We start from the raw sequence: 15,506 nt of genomic DNA, 5'->3' as shown, positions 1-15,506 counted from the left end.
CATCGGATCAATCAGATTTTTAGAGGCGTTTGCCTTGAATCGAGGGTGGCCGAAGCGCGGGCTCGCGTGCGAGTCGTGTTAGTCGTAGCCGCCGACCGTCAGCAGCTTCATCGCGACCCGGTAGCTTGTGTATGCGATCCAGCTGAGCGCGCGCACGCGCGCCGGTCGCGATTCGTAGTGCGCTTCATCGATCGGGCGCGCGTCCGTGAACGCGCCGAGAATCGCGTCGCGGAGTTCGGCGATCGATGGATCGTTCACGAGTAAGACGTTCGCTTCGTTGTTGAGCATCAGGCTGAGCGCATCGAGATTCGACGAACCGACCGTGCCCCAGCTCGAATCGACCACCGCGACCTTGCCGTGCAGCAACGTCTTCTCGTATTCGGCGATCTGCACGCCCGCGCGCAGCAGCGCGTGATACAGGAACGGTACCGCGTAATCGAGCGCCTTGAACTCCTTGCGCCCGATGATCAGCTTCACGACCACGCCGCGCCGCGCCGCGAACACCAACGCGCGACGCAGCTTGCGCCCCGGCATGAAGTACGGATTGGCAAGCAGGACCTCGTGGCGCGCCCGGCCAATCGCGGCCAGATAGGCTTTTTCGATCGCGCGGCGGTTGATCAGGTTATCGCGCGCGACGAACGCGACGCACGGCTCGCCACCGGCCCACAGCTCTTCGTTGCGGCGCCGCCGGCGCCTGCGCAGGCTGCCGAGCGAGTTGGCGTCCTGCGGCGACAAGTCGGGCTTCATCGAATCGAGCGGCCGATGGCCCAGGCGAATCCGCCGCCATTGCACCTCGATGGCGTCGCGCACGTCGGCGACTACTGGCCCGCGCAGCTCGACCGCGAAGTCCCAGCGCCGGTACGGCAGCTTTTCGCCGTTGTTCTCGTAATCGTCGACGATATTGATGCCGCCGCAATACGCGATCTGATCGTCGATCACCGCGAGCTTGCGATGCGTGCGCGAAAAGCCGAAACGGCCGAATAGGTGCGGGTTATAGATGCGATGCTCGATGCCGCCAGCCGGCCATTGCTCGAACATCTTGAGACGCGCGGTGCCGACGCCGTCGGTGATCACGCGCACCCTGACGCCGCGCGCGGCAGCGCGCAACAACGCCTCGCTGACCGCGTGGCCGGCTTCGTCGTCGCAGAAGATGTAGGTTTCGAGCGCGACATCGTGCTCGGCGGCGTCGATGCGCTCGATCAGTGCGTCGAAGAAATCGTCGCCGGAGCGCAGCAGCTCGACCTCGTTGTTACTGGTGAAGCGGTAGCGCTGCCAGTAGCGACGGCCGAGCAACGTGTGCCGCAGACGCGCGAAGCGGCCCGAGCCGCCTGCGCTCACTGGCCACGCTCCCCGGCCAGCGGGCCGGATTCGAGATCGTAGGGGCGCGCGGCGAGCCGGCGTGGCAATTGCAGGATCGCATCGGCATTCGACGCCGAAAAGCAGCGCGATGCGGCCTCTTCATACGGCAGCCACATATAGGCGGTGTGTTCGCGCGGCGCGAGCGTCACGTCGATGCGCTCGGGCACTCGCAGGCTGAACCAGTGCTCGGTGTTGTAGAGCACGCCCGCTTCGTAGCGGTAACGAAATTCCGGGTAGATCTCGTAGTCGATCGAGTACTGCCAGTCGAACAATGCACTACGCGGCACCAGCGCGCCGCCGATCATGATGCCGGTTTCCTCGCCGACTTCGCGCACCGCCGTGTCGGCGAGCGGTTCGTCGAGCCGGTCCTTCGAACCCGTCACCGACTGCCAGAACTGCGCATGATCGGCGCGCTCGAGCAGCAGCACGTCGAGCGCGGGCGTATGAATGATGACGAGGACGGACTGCGGAATTTTCGGCGGTTTCGGCATGGCTCAGAACTGGGCGCGACGATACGCGCGGTACATGTCGGATGACGGTCGAAAGGCTCTGCAAAGCGGTGGCTTCACTGTAACGCAAAAAATGAAAAAGGCGCTGAGGTGGAGATCACCTCAACGCCTTTTCGTTGCGCTCGTGTGGCATTTTTGCCGCCGCCCGCCGATGGCCGGCACAGGCGCGAGAGCGCTTGCCGGCCGTGCGAAGCGTTCGCGGTTTTACGCCTTCGGTTCCGGCGTACGCAGACGGATATGCAGCTCGCGCAGCTGACGCTCGTCGACTTCACTCGGCGCCTGCGTGAGCAGATCCTGCGCACGTTGGGTCTTCGGGAACGCGATCACGTCGCGGATCGAGTCGGCGCCGGCCATCATCGTGACGATGCGGTCCAGACCGAACGCGATGCCACCGTGCGGCGGCGCGCCGTATTGCAGCGCGTCGAGCAGGAAGCCGAACTTGGCCTGCGCTTCTTCCGCGTTGATCTTCAGCGCGCGGAACACCTTGCTCTGTACTTCCTCACGATGGATACGCACCGAGCCGCCGCCGATTTCCCAGCCGTTCAGCACCATGTCGTAGGCCTTCGCGAGGCAGCGTGCCGGGTCCGATTCAAGATACTCGAGATGCTCGTCCTTCGGGCTCGTGAACGGGTGGTGCGCGGCGACGTAGCGGTTGTCTTCCTCGTCGTATTCGAACATCGGGAAGTCGACGACCCACAGCGGCTTCCAGCCGGACTCGACGAGACCGTTGGCCTTGCCGAATTCCGAATGACCGATCTTCAGACGCAGCGCGCCGAGGCTGTCGTTGACGACCTTCGCGCGATCCGCCGCGAAAAAGATGATGTCGCCGTCTTGTGCGCCGGTGCGCTCGATGATCGCCTTCAGCGCTTCGTCGTGCAGGTTCTTGACGATCGGGCTTTGCAGGCCGTCACGGCCCTTCGCCGCTTCGTTGACCTTAATCCATGCGAGACCCTTCGCGCCGTAGATGCGCACGAATTCGGTGTAGCTGTCGATGTCGCCACGCGACAGCTCGCTGCCCTTCGGCACGCGCAGCGCCGCGACGCGGCCGTCCTTCGTGTTGGCCGGGGTGCTGAACACCTTGAAGTCGACGTCGCGCATTGCGTCGGTGAGCTCGGTAAATTCGAGCTTCACGCGCAGGTCCGGCTTGTCCGAACCGAAGCGGCGCATCGCTTCCGCGTATTCCATGACCGGGAATGTCTCGTCGAGTTCGACGCCGATCGTCGTCTTGAACACGTGACGGATCATCGCCTCGAACAGATCGCGGATTTCCTGTTCCGACAGGAACGAGGTTTCGCAGTCGATCTGCGTGAATTCCGGCTGACGGTCGGCGCGCAGGTCTTCGTCGCGGAAGCACTTGGTGATCTGGTAGTAACGGTCGAAGTTCGCGACCATCAGCAGCTGCTTGAACAACTGCGGCGACTGCGGCAGCGCGAAGAACTGACCCGGGTTCGTGCGCGACGGCACGAGGTAGTCGCGCGCGCCTTCCGGCGTGCTCTTCGTGAGCATCGGCGTTTCGATGTCGATGAAACCCTGCTCGTCGAGGTACTTGCGCACTTCGATCGCGACGCGGTAGCGCAGCCGCAGGTTGTGCTGCATCTGCGGACGGCGCAGGTCGAGCACGCGATGCGTGAGGCGCGTGGTTTCCGACAGGTTGTCGTCGTCGAGCTGGAACGGCGGCGTGACCGACGCGTTCAGCACGATCAGCTCGTGGCACAGGACTTCGATCTTGCCGCTCTTCAGCGAGGCATTGGTCGTGCCTTCGGGACGCCCGCGCACGACGCCCTTGACTTGCACGCAGAACTCGTTGCGCACGCCTTCGGCGACCTTGAACATGTCCGCGCGATCCGGATCGCAGACGACCTGAACGAGTCCTTCGCGATCGCGCAGGTCGATGAAGATGACGCCGCCGTGGTCGCGGCGGCGGCTTACCCAGCCGCACAGCGAGACGGATTGGCCCAGCAGTTCTTCGGTAACCAGACCGCAGTATTCAGATCTCATGGACATGATGTTTGTCTTTCGTTTTGCATTAGTTGAACGGCGCGCCGCAGACGATCCCAAATGAAGCGTTGCGCGCAGGCATTACAGCGGAGGCTCGACGGCGGTGCGGCGCACCGGCGCCGCCGGCGGCGCGGACGGCGCCACGACGCCCATCGACACGATGTACTTGAGCGCAGCGTCGACCGTCATGTCGAGTTCGATCACTTCGCTTTTCGGCACCATCAGGAAGAAGCCGGAGGTCGGGTTCGGCGTGGTCGGCACGTAGACGCTGACGTAGTCTTCCTTCAGATGGTTGACCACGTCACCGCCGGGCATGCCGGTCAGAAACGCGATCGTATAGGAACCACGGCGCGGGTACTCGATCAGCAGAGCCTTTCGGAATGCATTGCCGCTGCTCGACAGCAGCGTGTCTGACACCTGCTTGACGCTGGTGTAAAGCGGACCGACCACCGGAATATGCGCGACCAGCAGTTCCCACCACTTCACGAGCTTCTGCCCTACGAAGTTCTGCGTCAACAGCCCGACGACGAAGATGAACGCGAGCGTGAGCACCGCGCCGAGGCCTGGCAGACGATAGCCGATCGTCCGTTCCGGCTGCCATGAGGTGGGCAGCAGCAACAGTGTCTGGTCCATCGTGCCGATGACCAGGCCGAGCACCCACAACGTGATGGCCAGAGGCACCAGCACCAGCAGGCCAGTTAGAAACACCGATTTGAGCGTGAATTTCTTCGTCGTCATCTGTACCGCCAGAAAGCTGCGCGGGGCGAGGCCCATGCGCGGTAGATACGCCGCCCGCGCGGGGCGGCAGTCCCACTAGGCGCTGCGGGAACCGCTCGGGCTCGTGGCGGCAGGCGCAGCGGCAGGGGCCGCAGGCGCGGCCGGGGCAGCCGGCGCTGCTTGCGCAGCGGCTGCCGCCGGCTCGGACTTCGCTTCCGACGCGGCCGGCGCGCTCGTGCCGCCGCGGAAATCGGTCACGTACCAGCCAGAGCCTTTCAACTGGAAGCCGGCGGCGGTGAGTTGTTTGCTAAAGGTGTCTTTTCCGCACTCGGGACACTGCGTCAACTGGGGGTCGCTCATCTTCTGTAGCACGTCCTTCCCGAAGCCGCATGACCCGCAACGATAAGCGTAGATCGGCATGATCCTTTCCTACTCCAAATCCCTACTGAAATCTTGTAAACGCTCGCAAAGCCTTGAATTATAGCCGCAAACGATGTCCGTTCCCCCGGATTTCGGGGAGCGGGCGCGTGCCGCGCCCGCCACCGCGCCAGATGGGGACGCCCCACGGACTTGTCAAGAGAGGCGCGCGGCGCGCGTGTCGTTATGCGCGACGCCGCCAGGTGAGCCAGCGCTCGCGTCCGGCGAAGACGGCGATCGAGTCGTCGACCGCTTCGTCTTCGAGCAGTTCGAAGTGTGGCGTGAGCAGCGCGTCGAGTTCGCCGCGTTCGATGCCGAACGGCGGCCCTTTCGGTGTCGCACCGATAAAAAACAAGCCCGCGAGCAACCCGCCGGCCGGCAGCAGTGCGGCCATGCGCTGTGCGTAGTCGGCGCGGCGCGTCGGCGAAAGTGCGCAGAAGAACGCGCGCTCGTAGATCCACGCCGGTGCGAACGGCGGCGCATAAGTGAAAAAATCCGCCTGCTCGACGAGCGACGCATGCTGCGCGCCGAGCTGCTCTCGCGCCGCCGCGACAGCGGCCGGCGAGAAATCGATCGCGCGTACCGGGTTGCCCTGGCGCGCAAGCCATACCGCTTCGTGCGCGCTGCCGCAGCCCGGGATCAGCACGGCGGCGTCGCGGTGTCGTTCAGCGAACGCGCGAAACGCGGACGGCACGCCCGCCTGATCCCACGGCGTGAAACGGCGCTCGAAGCGTTCGTCCCAGAACTCGGGCGAGTTGGGGTCGCGGGTGGCGAAATCGGGCGCCGAGGGTTGGGTTGGATCGCTCATCGGATTCTATCCACCATAAGCCAGCGCCAGGAACGCACGCGCGAGCATCGCGCCGATGCCGACCGCCACGCCGAACAGCAGCAGGCCTTGCAGCAGACGGTTGGTGCGCTTCTGCTCGAGCAGGATCTGGCGGATCACGTCGTCGTTCGCGCCGCCCATCGGATGGTGACGCTCGGCCAGCATGTGATGGACGAGGCGGGGCAGTTGCGGCAGCGTCTTGCTCCACTGCGGCGCCTCGATCTTCAGACGCTCGTACCAGCCTCGCAAGCCAATCTGCTCGTTCATCCAACGCTCGAGGTAAGGCTTCGCCGTCTTCCACAGATCCAGTTCGGGATCGAGCGAACGGCCGAGGCCTTCGACGTTCAGCATCGTCTTTTGCAGCAACACGAGCTGCGGCTGGATCTCGACGTTGAAGCGCCGCGACGTCGAGAACAGGCGCATCAGCACCTGGCCCAGAGAGATGTCCTTCAGCGCGCGATCGAAGTACGGTTCGCAGACCGCGCGGATCGCGCTTTCGAGCTCCTCGACACGCGTGGTCGGCGGCACCCAGCCCGATTCCAGATGCAGCGTCGCGACGCGATGGTAGTCGCGCTTGAAGAACGCGAGGAAGTTCTGCGCAAGGTAGTTTTTATCGAAGTCCGACAGCGCGCCGATGATGCCGAAGTCGAGCGCGATATAGCGGCCGAAGTGCGCGGGATCGAGGCTCACCTGGATATTGCCGGGATGCATGTCGGCGTGAAAAAAGCCGTCGCGAAACACCTGCGTGAAGAAGATCTCCACGCCCTCGCGCGCGAGCTTCGGGATATCGACGCCGGCCGCGCGCAACGTATCGACCTGGCTGATCGGCACGCCGACCATGCGCTCCATCACGAGCACCGTGGGCGTGCAGAACTCCCAGTACATCTCGGGCACGAGCAGCAGGTCGAGCCCCTGGAAGTTGCGCCGCAACTGGCTGCCGTTGGCGGCCTCGCGCATGAGATCGAGCTCGTCGTGCAGGTATTTGTCGAATTCGGCGACCACCTCGCGCGGCTTCAGGCGCTTGCCGTCGGCCCACAGACGCTCGGCCCATACAGCGATGTCACGCAATAGCGCGAGGTCCGAATCGATCACCGGCAGCATGTTCGGGCGCAGCACCTTGACCGCGACCGCCTTGCCCGCATGCTGGCCGGCCTTCACCTTCGCGAAATGCACCTGCGCGATCGATGCGCTCGCGACCGGCACCCGCTCGAAATCGTCGAACAGCACGTCGACCGGCGCGCCGAGCGACTTCTCGACGAGCGCGATCGCGACGGCCGAATCGAACGGCGGGACCTGGTCCTGCAGCTTGGCGAGTTCGTTGGCGATGTCGACCGGCAGCAGATCGCGGCGCGTCGACAGTACCTGGCCGAACTTGACGAAGATCGGCCCGAGGCTTTCGAGCGCGAGCCGCAGACGCACGCCCGGCGGCGCGTCGAACTTGCGGCCGAGCGTCGTGATACGCAGCAGCAGACGCACGCGCCGGTCGTTGATGCGGCTCAACATCATTTCGTCGAGGCCGAAGCGGATGACCGTAAAGAATATCTTGAGGAAACGCAGGAAACGCATGGCTGGGCCCGTTGACTAGCGCGTGCCGCGCGACGTGGCGGGGCCGCCCGGCGCTTGCGCGCCGCGGGCTACGACCTTCTGTTCGAGACGCTCGATGCGCTTTTCGACGCGCGCGAGCGAATCGCGTGCGCGCGCCAGCTCGATGTTGAAGTCCGAGAGCGCGGTGCGGCGTACCAGCTGTGGATTTTCGTCGAGCAGATACTCGGCGGCGGTGTCGAGCAGGTTGCGGCCGGTGCGCTGCACATGCTCGCCGATCGAGCGCACGAGCGCCGTGACGCGCCACGCGGGCCCATCACCGATCAGCTTCGCGAGATCTTCCTCCGGCTCCCAGCGCAGATGCTCGGCGAGCTTCGCGATCACGGTCGCGAACTCGGCGTCGCCCTCGATCTTCACGTGCTTCATCACCGCGGCCTGGCCACCTTGCAGGAAGGCCGGCAGTGCGTCGGACGGCACCGAAATCGTCACGTCGAACTGTCGCGCATCGGCTTCGTCGAGCGTGCCGAGGTAACCGTCGGGCTGCACGAGCAGCGCGAGGACGACCGGCGGACATGACAGGTGAGCGGTCTTGCCCGCGTACGGGGCGAGGCGCTCGCGGGCCCACGATTCGCGGGCGAGCAGATGATTGACAGCAGCAGCGAAGGGCTTGGCGGCGAGGGTCATCGAAAGTGGCAAGAAAAAACCCGCGCGAGCGAGGTGCTTGCGCGGGTTCCCATTGTAGCGTCCGTTCGCTTCGCGGCCTGCTATGCCGAACGGCCTAAGCCATGCGCGAGGCTAGGCATCGCCCCGCCGCGACGGCTTTTTCACGAGCAGGCGCGACTCGATGCATAGGCATGTCAGTGCTGCTCGACCTGCTGAATGCCGGCAAGCAGCCAGCCTTCGCCAGCGCGGTTCGCCTTCGACAGATTCCAGATTTCGACGAACGGCTCGGCCGCCGCGCCCGGCTCCTCGCGGATCAAACCGGAGAAGCGCACGCTCGCGAAGTGCTCGTTCGCGCGCTCCTCGACGCCGAGCAGCTCTGCGTTCAGTTGCACGACATCGGTCTGATTCGGCTGCGTACCGCGTGACGCCAGATCGACGCGCACTTCGGCGAACATCTCCGGCGTCGTGAATTCGCGGATGTCTTCGACGTTGCCGACGTCCCATGCGGCCTGCAGGCGCACGAAGTACACCTTCGCGTTACGCAGGAACGCTTCGGAATCGAAGCCGGCCGGCACCGACGGCGTCGCGCCGACCGACGGCGTGGTCAACGGATTGCCTTGCGGCTCGAGATACGAGCCGGTGGGCGGCGCGGTGTACTGCGGCTCCTGCATATACCCGGTGCTGTTGGCGTTCAGCGATGGCGCCGTGCCCGCGTAGGCCGGCTGTGCCGCATTGCGCTTGCGGGCGGTGAAGCGGCGGATCAGCCAGATCACCACGATCGCGATCAACGCGATCACGATCACATTGGCGAACATGCCGGCGAATGCGTCGCCGAGCCCGAAATGCGACAGCAACGCGGCGATGCCGAGGCCCGCCGCAATGCCGGCGATCGGCCCGAGCCAGCGATTACGGTTCGGCGCGGCGGGCGGTGTGGGCGTAGTCGCGGGTGCCGGTTGCGCGCGCTGCTGCGTGGCCTGATTGTTCTGCGCCGGCTGGGTCGGCGGGGTTGTCTGGCGCTGCTGCAAACTATTCGATTGACGGCCGAAGCTGCGACCCCCGCCCATGCGGCGCGCCTCGGCGTCGAGGGAGGCAAGCGTGCCGGCCATCAGCAGACCGACCATCGCGATCAGTCCGATTCTTCTCGCCAGCGACCCCTTGACCTTACGAGTAGATAACAAATTTGAATCGGACATTTCACACTTTCCTTTAAAAAACGATGGGTTAGGAAACCTAGTACTTGGTTCCCATATGCAAAGCTACCACGCCAGCTGACAAATTGTAATATTTGACGCCGTCGAGACCAGCTTGTTCCATCATCGTTTTCAAGGTTTCCTGGTCCGGATGCATGCGGATCGACTCCGCCAGGTACTGGTAGCTTTCAGCGTCCTTGGCGAAACGCTGGCCGAGCCATGGCAGCACCTTGAACGAATACACATCGTAGACCTTCTTCAGCGGATCCCAGACCTTCGAGAACTCCAGCACGAGCAGCCGCCCGGCCGGCTTCAGCACGCGACGCATCTCGGCGAGCGCGATGTCTTTATGCGTCATGTTGCGCAGCCCGAACGCCACGGTCACGACGTCGAAGTAGTTGTCCGGAAACGGGATTTTCTCGGCATCGCAGAGTAGCGTCGGGGTGATGATGCCCCTGTCGAGCAGCCGGTCGCGGCCCACGCGCAGCATCGATTCATTGATGTCGGTATGCCAGACCTCGCCCGTCTCGCCCGCCTGTTTCGCGAACACCTTCGACAGGTCGCCGGTGCCGCCCGCGATGTCGAGCACCTTGTAGCCCGGCCGCACGTTCGCCTGGGCGATCGTGAACACCTTCCACGCCCGGTGCAATCCGCCCGACATCAGGTCGTTCATCAGGTCGTAGTTGGCGGCCACCGAGTGGAACACCCCCGCCACTTTCTGCGCCTTGTCCTGTTCGTCGACCGATTGAAAGCCGAAGTGGGTTTTGCTCATCGCGCTCGTCCTTTCGCGTGTTCTTGAATGTTGCGCCGCTCGAGCGGCGTTCGGGGGCGAATCGTATCAGTGACAGTGCCCGTGTGTAGCGGCGGCTGGCACCATCGGCGTGTCGCGGTCGATGCCGGCCGCTGCGAGCTTGCCGAGATACGCGCGCCACAGTTCATCCTGACGCACCGCCATGTCGTACAGCAAGTCCCACGAGTAGATGCCGGTGGCGTGTCCGTCGGAGAAGGTCGGCTGCAGCGCGTAATTGCCGACGCCTTCGATCATCGTGATGGTCACGTCGCGCTTGCCGGTTTGCAGCGTTTCCTGGCCGGGCCCGTGGCCCTGTACCTCCGCCGACGGCGAATACACGCGCAGCAGCTCGAACGGCAGCCGATACGCTTCGCCGTTCGCATACTGCAGTTCGAGAACGCGCGACTTCGAATGCACGACCACGCCGGTCGGCACCGGCGTCTCGGGAGTCAATCCGCTCATGTTGGCCTCATCAGATAACGGCGGGTGATAACGGCGGGTCGGCCGCCCACACGCCGACGGAAGCCCGGCGGTGCGCGGCGACGGCTTTCAGCAGCGCTCAGCCCAGCGCCTGTTCGATTTCGTGCCGCACGGCTTCGCGCAGCAGCGTGGCTTGCGCGCGGCGCGACGACAGCATCGCCTCGGACACCGTGCGCTGGCGCGGCGCCCAGATCGGCAGTGGGAAGTGGGCGTCGTTCGAAAAACGCGGAATCACGTGCCAGTGCACGTGCGGCACCTGGTTGCCGAGGCTCGCGAGATTGATCTTCGCGGGCTGCATCACGCGTCGCTGCGCTCGCTCGACCGCGTACACGGCCTTCATCACGTGATCGCGCTCGTCGACCGAAAGATCCGAAAACTCGGCGACGTGGGCATTCCAGATGACCCGGCAAAAGCCCGGGTAGTCGTGTTCGTCGGCGAGGACGACCCGCAACGAGTCGTCCTGCCACAGCACATCGCCGCCGTCTTCACGGCAAAAAACGCAGTCCATCGTCGTCCTCGGCAAAAATCGTTGGTCGTGCCATTAAACCAGCACGCGCTCGATTCCGCCATTGTTCGCCCGTTGAACGTAATCCGCCATCCAGTTCTCGCCTAGCACGTGGCGTGCCATTTCGACGACGATGTAGTCGGCCTCGGTACCCGCGTCTTCGTTGTAGCGGGACAGCCCTTGCAGGCACGACGGGCAGCTCGTGAGGATCTTCACGTCGGTCGCGCCCGCGTTCCCGTGATTGGGCTGCGGACCGTCGCCGGCCTTCAGCACGGAACCGTTCGGCGCGCCCGCGGCGCCGGCCGATGCATTGGCCGGATTGATCGCGTTCGCGCCCGCTTCGGCGAGGAGTGGAATACCGCGCAGCTTGGCCGCACCCTTGCGAATTTCTTCTTCCTTGCGGAAGCGCACCTGGGTCGAGATGTCGGGACGCGTGACCGCGAGCGTGCCCGATTCGCCGCAGCAGCGATCGTTCTTCTCGATCTTGTAGCCGTCGTTCTCCGAGCCCATCAGCTGGTTGACCAGCTTGACCGGGTCGATCGTCTTGATCGGCGAATGGCACGGGTCGTGGTACATGTAGCGCACGCCGTTCACGCCATCGAGCTTGATGCCTTTTTCCAGCAGATACTCGTGGATGTCGATGATCCGGCAGCCCGGGAAGATCTTTTCGAATTCGTAACCGGCGAGCTGGTCGTAACACGTGCCGCACGACACCACCACCGTCTTGATGTCGAGATAGTTCAGCGTATTGGCCACACGGTGAAACAGCACGCGGTTGTCGGTGACGATCTGCTCGGCCTTGTCGTACTGGCCCGAGCCGCGCTGCGGATAGCCGCAGCACAGGTAGCCCGGCGGCAGCACGGTTTGCACGCCCGCCTCCCACAGCATCGCCTGGGTCGCCAGACCGACCTGCGAGAACAGCCGCTCGGAGCCGCAGCCCGGGAAATAGAACACCGCTTCGGTGTCGGCGGTGGTCGTCTTCGGATTGCGGATGATCGGGACGATCTTGTTGTCCTCGATATCGAGCAACGCGCGCGCGGTCTTTTTCGGCAGATTGCCCGGCATCTTCTTGTTCATGAAGTGGATCACCTGCTGCGTGATCACCGGCTTGCCGACCGTGGCGGGCGGATGCGCGGTCTGCTTCTTCGCGAACTTCTTCAACACCTCGTTGCCCAGACGCTGCGCCTTGTAGCCGACGCCCATCATCGCGGTGCGCGCGAGGTTGATGGTCTGCGGATTGGTCGCGTTCAGGAAGAACATGCCCGCCGCATTGCCCGCGTTGAACTTCTTCTTGCCCATCTTGCGCAGCAGGTTGCGCATGTTCATCGAGACGTCGCCGAAGTCGATCTTCACCGGGCACGGTGTCACGCACTTGTGGCACACGGTGCAGTGATCCGCGACGTCGTTGAATTCGTCCCAGTGCTTGATCGACACGCCGCGGCGCGTCTGCTCTTCGTACAGGAACGCCTCGACCAGCAAGGACGTGGCGAGAATCTTGTTGCGCGGGCTGTACAGCAGGTTCGCGCGCGGCACGTGCGTCGCGCAGACGGGCTTGCACTTGCCGCAGCGCAGGCAGTCCTTGATCGACTCCGAAATCGCACCGATGTCGGACTGCTGCATGATCAGCGATTCGTAGCCCATCAGGCCGAAACTCGGCGTGTACGCGTTGCGCAGGTCCGCGCCTTCGAGCAACTTGCCCGCGTTGAAGCGGCCATGCGGATCGACGCGCTGCTTGTACTTGCGGAATTCGCCGATCTCGTCGTCGGTCAGGAACTCGAGCTTCGTGATGCCGATGCCGTGCTCGCCGGAGATCACGCCGTCGAGCGAACGCGCGAGCTTCATGATGCGCGCGACCGCCGTATGCGCGTCCTGCAGCATCTCGTAGTTGTCGGAGTTGACCGGCAGGTTCGTGTGGACGTTGCCGTCGCCCGCGTGCATGTGCAGCGCGACGAACACGCGGCCACGCAGCACCTGCTTGTGGATCGCCTGGGCTTCGTCGAGGATCGGCTTGAACTCGCCGCCGTTGAAAATCTGCCGCAATTCGGCGCGGATTTCCTGCTTCCACGACACGCGAATGGTGCGGTCCTGCGCGAGGTGGAACACGGTTGCGTCGGCTTGCGCGTCGACGCGATCGGCGAACTTTTCGGCGAGCGATTCGTAGCCGAGGCCGACGAGATAGTGCTGCGCCTCGCGCAGCGACAGGTCGAGCTTGTCGCGCACGAATTGCCAGCGCGTGCGCACGCGCGCGAGTAGATCGAGCGCCTGCTGCACGCGGTCTTCGAGCAGCTCGGCGCTCGGGATTTCGTTCGCGTCGTCGCTCTTGCCGAGCGGCAGCTTGCCGCCCTTGAAGAATGCTTCGAGCGCGTCGACCAGTTGCAGCTTGTTCTTCAGCGACAGCTCGATGTTGATGCGCTCGATGCCGTCCGTGTACTCGCCCATGCGGTCGAGCGGAATCACGACGTCTTCGTTGATCTTGAACGCATTGGTGTGCTTGGCGATCGCGGCGGTGCGGCTGCGGTCGAGCCAGAAGCGCTTGCGGGCCTCGGCGCTCACCGCGACGAACCCTTCGCCGCTCTTGCCGTTGGCCATGCGCACGACTTCCGACGTGGCCTGCGCGACCGCGTCCGCATCGTTGCCGACGATATCGCCGATCAGCACCATCTTCGGAAATGCGTTGCGTTTGCTCTTGGTCGCATAGCCGACCGCGCGCAGATAGCGCTCATCCAGATGCTCGAGACCCGCGAGAATCGCGCCGCCCTGGCGCGACGTCTCGAACAGGTAGTCCTTGATTTCGACGATGCTCGGAATCGCCTCGCGCGCCTGGCCGAAGAACTCGAGACAGACGGTGCGCGTATGCGCGGGCATCTTGTGCAGCACCCAGCGCGCCGACGTGATGAGCCCGTCGCAGCCTTCCTTCTGCACGCCCGGCAGACCGGCGAGGAATTTGTCGGTGACGTCCTTGCCGAGACCCTCCTTGCGGAACACACGCCCCTTGATGTCCAGCGCTTCGGTGCGCAGCAGTTTCTCGCCCGGCGCATAGTTGCCGTCGAACCACTTGAGCTCGAAACGCGCGACTTCGATGTCGTGGATCTTGCCCATGTTGTGCTCGAGACGCGTGACTTCGAGCCAGTTCCCTTCCGGGTCGACCATGCGCCACCACGCGAGGTTGTCGAGCGCCGTGCCCCACAGCACCGCTTTCTTGCCACCCGCGTTCATCGCGACGTTGCCGCCGACGCAGGACGCGTCGAGCGAGGTCGGGTCGACCGCGAACACGAAGCCGGCCTGCTCGGCCGCCTCGGTCACGCGGCGCGTGACGACGCCCGCGCCCGAGAAGATCGTCGCCACCTTGCGATCGACGCCCGGCAGTTGGGTCATTTCGACCGGGCCGAGCTGTTCGAGCTTTTCGGTGTTGATGACGGCCGAGAACGGCGTGAGCGGCACCGCGCCGCCCGTGTAGCCCGTGCCGCCGCCGCGCGGAATCACGGTCAGGCCAAGCTCGAAACAGGCCTTGATCATGCCGGCGATTTCGGCCTCGGAGTCCGGTGTCAGCACGACAAACGGGTATTCGACGCGCCAGTCGGTCGCGTCGGTCACGTGCGAGACGCGCGACAAGCCGTCGAACTTGATGTTGTCTTTCTGCGTGACCTTGCCGAGCACGCGCGTAGCGCGGCGGCGCAGGTCGTAGGTCTGCTGGAATTCGCTGGCGAATTGGTCGATCGCGCGGCGCGCGGCCTGCACCAGCTTTTCGACGCGCGCGGCGCGATCGACGCCGGCTTCGTCGCCGTGTTCGCGCAGATCGGCGCGGCGGCGCTTCTCGATTTCGGCGAGGCGGTGATTGAGCGCCTCGATCAGCAGCGCGCGGCGCTTCGGATTGTCGAGCAGGTCATCTTGCAGATACGGATTGCGGCGCACGACCCAGATGTCGCCGAGCACTTCATACAACATGCGCGCCGAGCGGCCGGTACGGCGTTCGGCGCGCAGTTCGGCGAGTGCGTTCCAAGCGTCGTTGCCGAGCAGCCGGATGACGATTTCGCGGTCGGAGAACGACGTGTAGTTGTAGGGAATTTCGCGCAGACGCGCTTCGGGATCGGCGGCCACCGCAGCGACGGCGCCGTGCGGATCGAAAACTTGAGGTGCGTTCATGTTTGGACGACTCGGTAGGTCAGCCTGACGCGCTCGTCACGAGGCGTCGGCCGACAGTGCGCGTGGGGCGCAATGCTTGAAATCTTCTAGGGCTTCCAGGGGAGCGAACACGACCGGCGGCCAACTCACGGCGGTCGCTTCGCGGCACTCAGAGACAGCTACACGATCGCGCGTGGCGGACATGCCGCTCCGCCGCGGGGCACGATTCGCGCGGAATGGGCATTAAGTGGGCGATCCGAGGCTGCCAGTGCATCTTCCGATCCTTATTCCAAAACGGAATTCTACCGCATCATTCCGCCACGCGTTGACGGCGGGAAGCGAGGCGGCGGCGGCAATTCGGGGGTTTTGGCGGGGGAATCCGGCGGCG

The 15,506-nt window shown here is 64.4% G+C and carries 13 protein-coding genes; all 13 read right to left on the bottom strand.

Annotation, left to right across the window (positions count from 1 at the left end; translation table 11 throughout):
* Positions 1 to 78: 78 nt before the first annotated feature.
* Positions 79 to 1,338 (bottom strand): cardiolipin synthase ClsB, encoded by a 1,260-nt coding sequence (clsB, locus tag BJG93_RS01905; RefSeq protein WP_027199678.1) that lies wholly within the window; start codon positions 1,336 to 1,338, stop codon positions 79 to 81.
* Positions 1,335 to 1,850, bottom strand: a complete 516-nt coding sequence (gene nudB / locus BJG93_RS01900; RefSeq protein WP_027199677.1) for a dihydroneopterin triphosphate diphosphatase — start codon at positions 1,848 to 1,850, stop codon at positions 1,335 to 1,337. Before nudB ends, clsB begins: the two co-directional genes overlap by 4 nt.
* Positions 1,851 to 2,072: 222 nt before the next feature.
* The gene (aspS, locus tag BJG93_RS01895; RefSeq protein ID WP_027199676.1) at positions 2,073 to 3,872 is read right to left on the bottom strand and encodes an aspartate--tRNA ligase; all 1,800 of its coding nucleotides are present in this window, start codon (positions 3,870 to 3,872) and stop codon (positions 2,073 to 2,075) included.
* A 75-nt stretch (positions 3,873 to 3,947) separates the two neighbouring features.
* Positions 3,948 to 4,604: a DUF502 domain-containing protein gene (locus tag BJG93_RS01890; protein WP_027199675.1), complete on the bottom strand. Its 657-nt coding sequence runs from the start codon at positions 4,602 to 4,604 to the stop codon at positions 3,948 to 3,950.
* 75 nt (positions 4,605 to 4,679) lie between these two features.
* A complete protein-coding gene (locus tag BJG93_RS01885; protein ID WP_027199674.1) occupies positions 4,680 to 5,003 on the bottom strand; it encodes an FmdB family zinc ribbon protein in 324 nt (107 codons plus the stop codon).
* 181 nt (positions 5,004 to 5,184) lie between these two features.
* The gene (locus BJG93_RS01880) at positions 5,185 to 5,808 is read right to left on the bottom strand and encodes a methyltransferase domain-containing protein (protein ID WP_027199673.1); all 624 of its coding nucleotides are present in this window, start codon (positions 5,806 to 5,808) and stop codon (positions 5,185 to 5,187) included.
* A gap of 6 nt (positions 5,809 to 5,814) precedes the next feature.
* Complete coding sequence (gene ubiB, locus BJG93_RS01875; RefSeq protein WP_027199672.1) at positions 5,815 to 7,392, bottom strand: ubiquinone biosynthesis regulatory protein kinase UbiB; 1,578 nt, start codon at positions 7,390 to 7,392, stop codon at positions 5,815 to 5,817.
* Between the two features lie 15 nt (positions 7,393 to 7,407).
* A complete protein-coding gene (locus BJG93_RS01870; protein ID WP_027199671.1) occupies positions 7,408 to 8,052 on the bottom strand; it encodes a ubiquinone biosynthesis accessory factor UbiJ in 645 nt (214 codons plus the stop codon).
* Between the two features lie 173 nt (positions 8,053 to 8,225).
* Positions 8,226 to 9,224, bottom strand: coding sequence for a Tim44 domain-containing protein (locus BJG93_RS01865; protein ID WP_027199670.1), 999 nt, complete (start codon positions 9,222 to 9,224; stop codon positions 8,226 to 8,228).
* Between the two features lie 37 nt (positions 9,225 to 9,261).
* The gene (gene ubiE / locus BJG93_RS01860; protein ID WP_027199669.1) at positions 9,262 to 9,993 is read right to left on the bottom strand and encodes a bifunctional demethylmenaquinone methyltransferase/2-methoxy-6-polyprenyl-1,4-benzoquinol methylase UbiE; all 732 of its coding nucleotides are present in this window, start codon (positions 9,991 to 9,993) and stop codon (positions 9,262 to 9,264) included.
* 66 nt (positions 9,994 to 10,059) lie between these two features.
* Positions 10,060 to 10,473 (bottom strand): gamma-butyrobetaine hydroxylase-like domain-containing protein, encoded by a 414-nt coding sequence (locus BJG93_RS01855; RefSeq protein WP_027199668.1) that lies wholly within the window; start codon positions 10,471 to 10,473, stop codon positions 10,060 to 10,062.
* 97 nt (positions 10,474 to 10,570) lie between these two features.
* Positions 10,571 to 10,999 carry an HIT family protein gene (locus BJG93_RS01850; protein ID WP_027199667.1) on the bottom strand — a complete coding sequence of 143 codons (429 nt, stop codon included), beginning with the start codon at positions 10,997 to 10,999 and terminating at the stop codon, positions 10,571 to 10,573.
* A 33-nt stretch (positions 11,000 to 11,032) separates the two neighbouring features.
* A complete protein-coding gene (locus BJG93_RS01845; RefSeq protein WP_027199666.1) occupies positions 11,033 to 15,139 on the bottom strand; it encodes a DUF3683 domain-containing protein in 4,107 nt (1,368 codons plus the stop codon).
* Positions 15,140 to 15,506 lie beyond the last annotated feature (367 nt).

The sequence above is a fragment of the Paraburkholderia sprentiae WSM5005 genome, from assembly GCF_001865575.2.
Lineage (GTDB): Bacteria > Pseudomonadota > Gammaproteobacteria > Burkholderiales > Burkholderiaceae > Paraburkholderia > Paraburkholderia sprentiae.
Note: the sequence above shows the minus strand (reverse complement) of the source record. Positions and strands in the feature narration are given on the sequence as shown.

Bases quoted from the DNA above. Each gene is read 5' to 3' on its own strand.
- nudB (WP_027199677.1), bottom strand. From the start codon at position 1,850: ATGCCGAAACCGCCGAAAATTCCGCAGTCCGTCCTCGTCATCATTCAT.
- aspS (WP_027199676.1), bottom strand. From the start codon at position 3,872: ATGTCCATGAGATCTGAATACTGCGGTCTGGTTACCGAAGAACTGCTG.
- BJG93_RS01890 (WP_027199675.1), bottom strand. From the start codon at position 4,604: ATGACGACGAAGAAATTCACGCTCAAATCGGTGTTTCTAACTGGCCTG.
- BJG93_RS01885 (WP_027199674.1), bottom strand. From the start codon at position 5,003: ATGCCGATCTACGCTTATCGTTGCGGGTCATGCGGCTTCGGGAAGGAC.
- BJG93_RS01880 (WP_027199673.1), bottom strand. From the start codon at position 5,808: ATGAGCGATCCAACCCAACCCTCGGCGCCCGATTTCGCCACCCGCGAC.
- ubiB (WP_027199672.1), bottom strand. From the start codon at position 7,392: ATGCGTTTCCTGCGTTTCCTCAAGATATTCTTTACGGTCATCCGCTTC.
- BJG93_RS01870 (WP_027199671.1), bottom strand. From the start codon at position 8,052: ATGACCCTCGCCGCCAAGCCCTTCGCTGCTGCTGTCAATCATCTGCTC.
- BJG93_RS01865 (WP_027199670.1), bottom strand. From the start codon at position 9,224: ATGTCCGATTCAAATTTGTTATCTACTCGTAAGGTCAAGGGGTCGCTG.
- ubiE (WP_027199669.1), bottom strand. From the start codon at position 9,993: ATGAGCAAAACCCACTTCGGCTTTCAATCGGTCGACGAACAGGACAAG.
- BJG93_RS01855 (WP_027199668.1), bottom strand. From the start codon at position 10,473: ATGAGCGGATTGACTCCCGAGACGCCGGTGCCGACCGGCGTGGTCGTG.
- BJG93_RS01850 (WP_027199667.1), bottom strand. From the start codon at position 10,999: ATGGACTGCGTTTTTTGCCGTGAAGACGGCGGCGATGTGCTGTGGCAG.
- BJG93_RS01845 (WP_027199666.1), bottom strand. From the start codon at position 15,139: ATGAACGCACCTCAAGTTTTCGATCCGCACGGCGCCGTCGCTGCGGTG.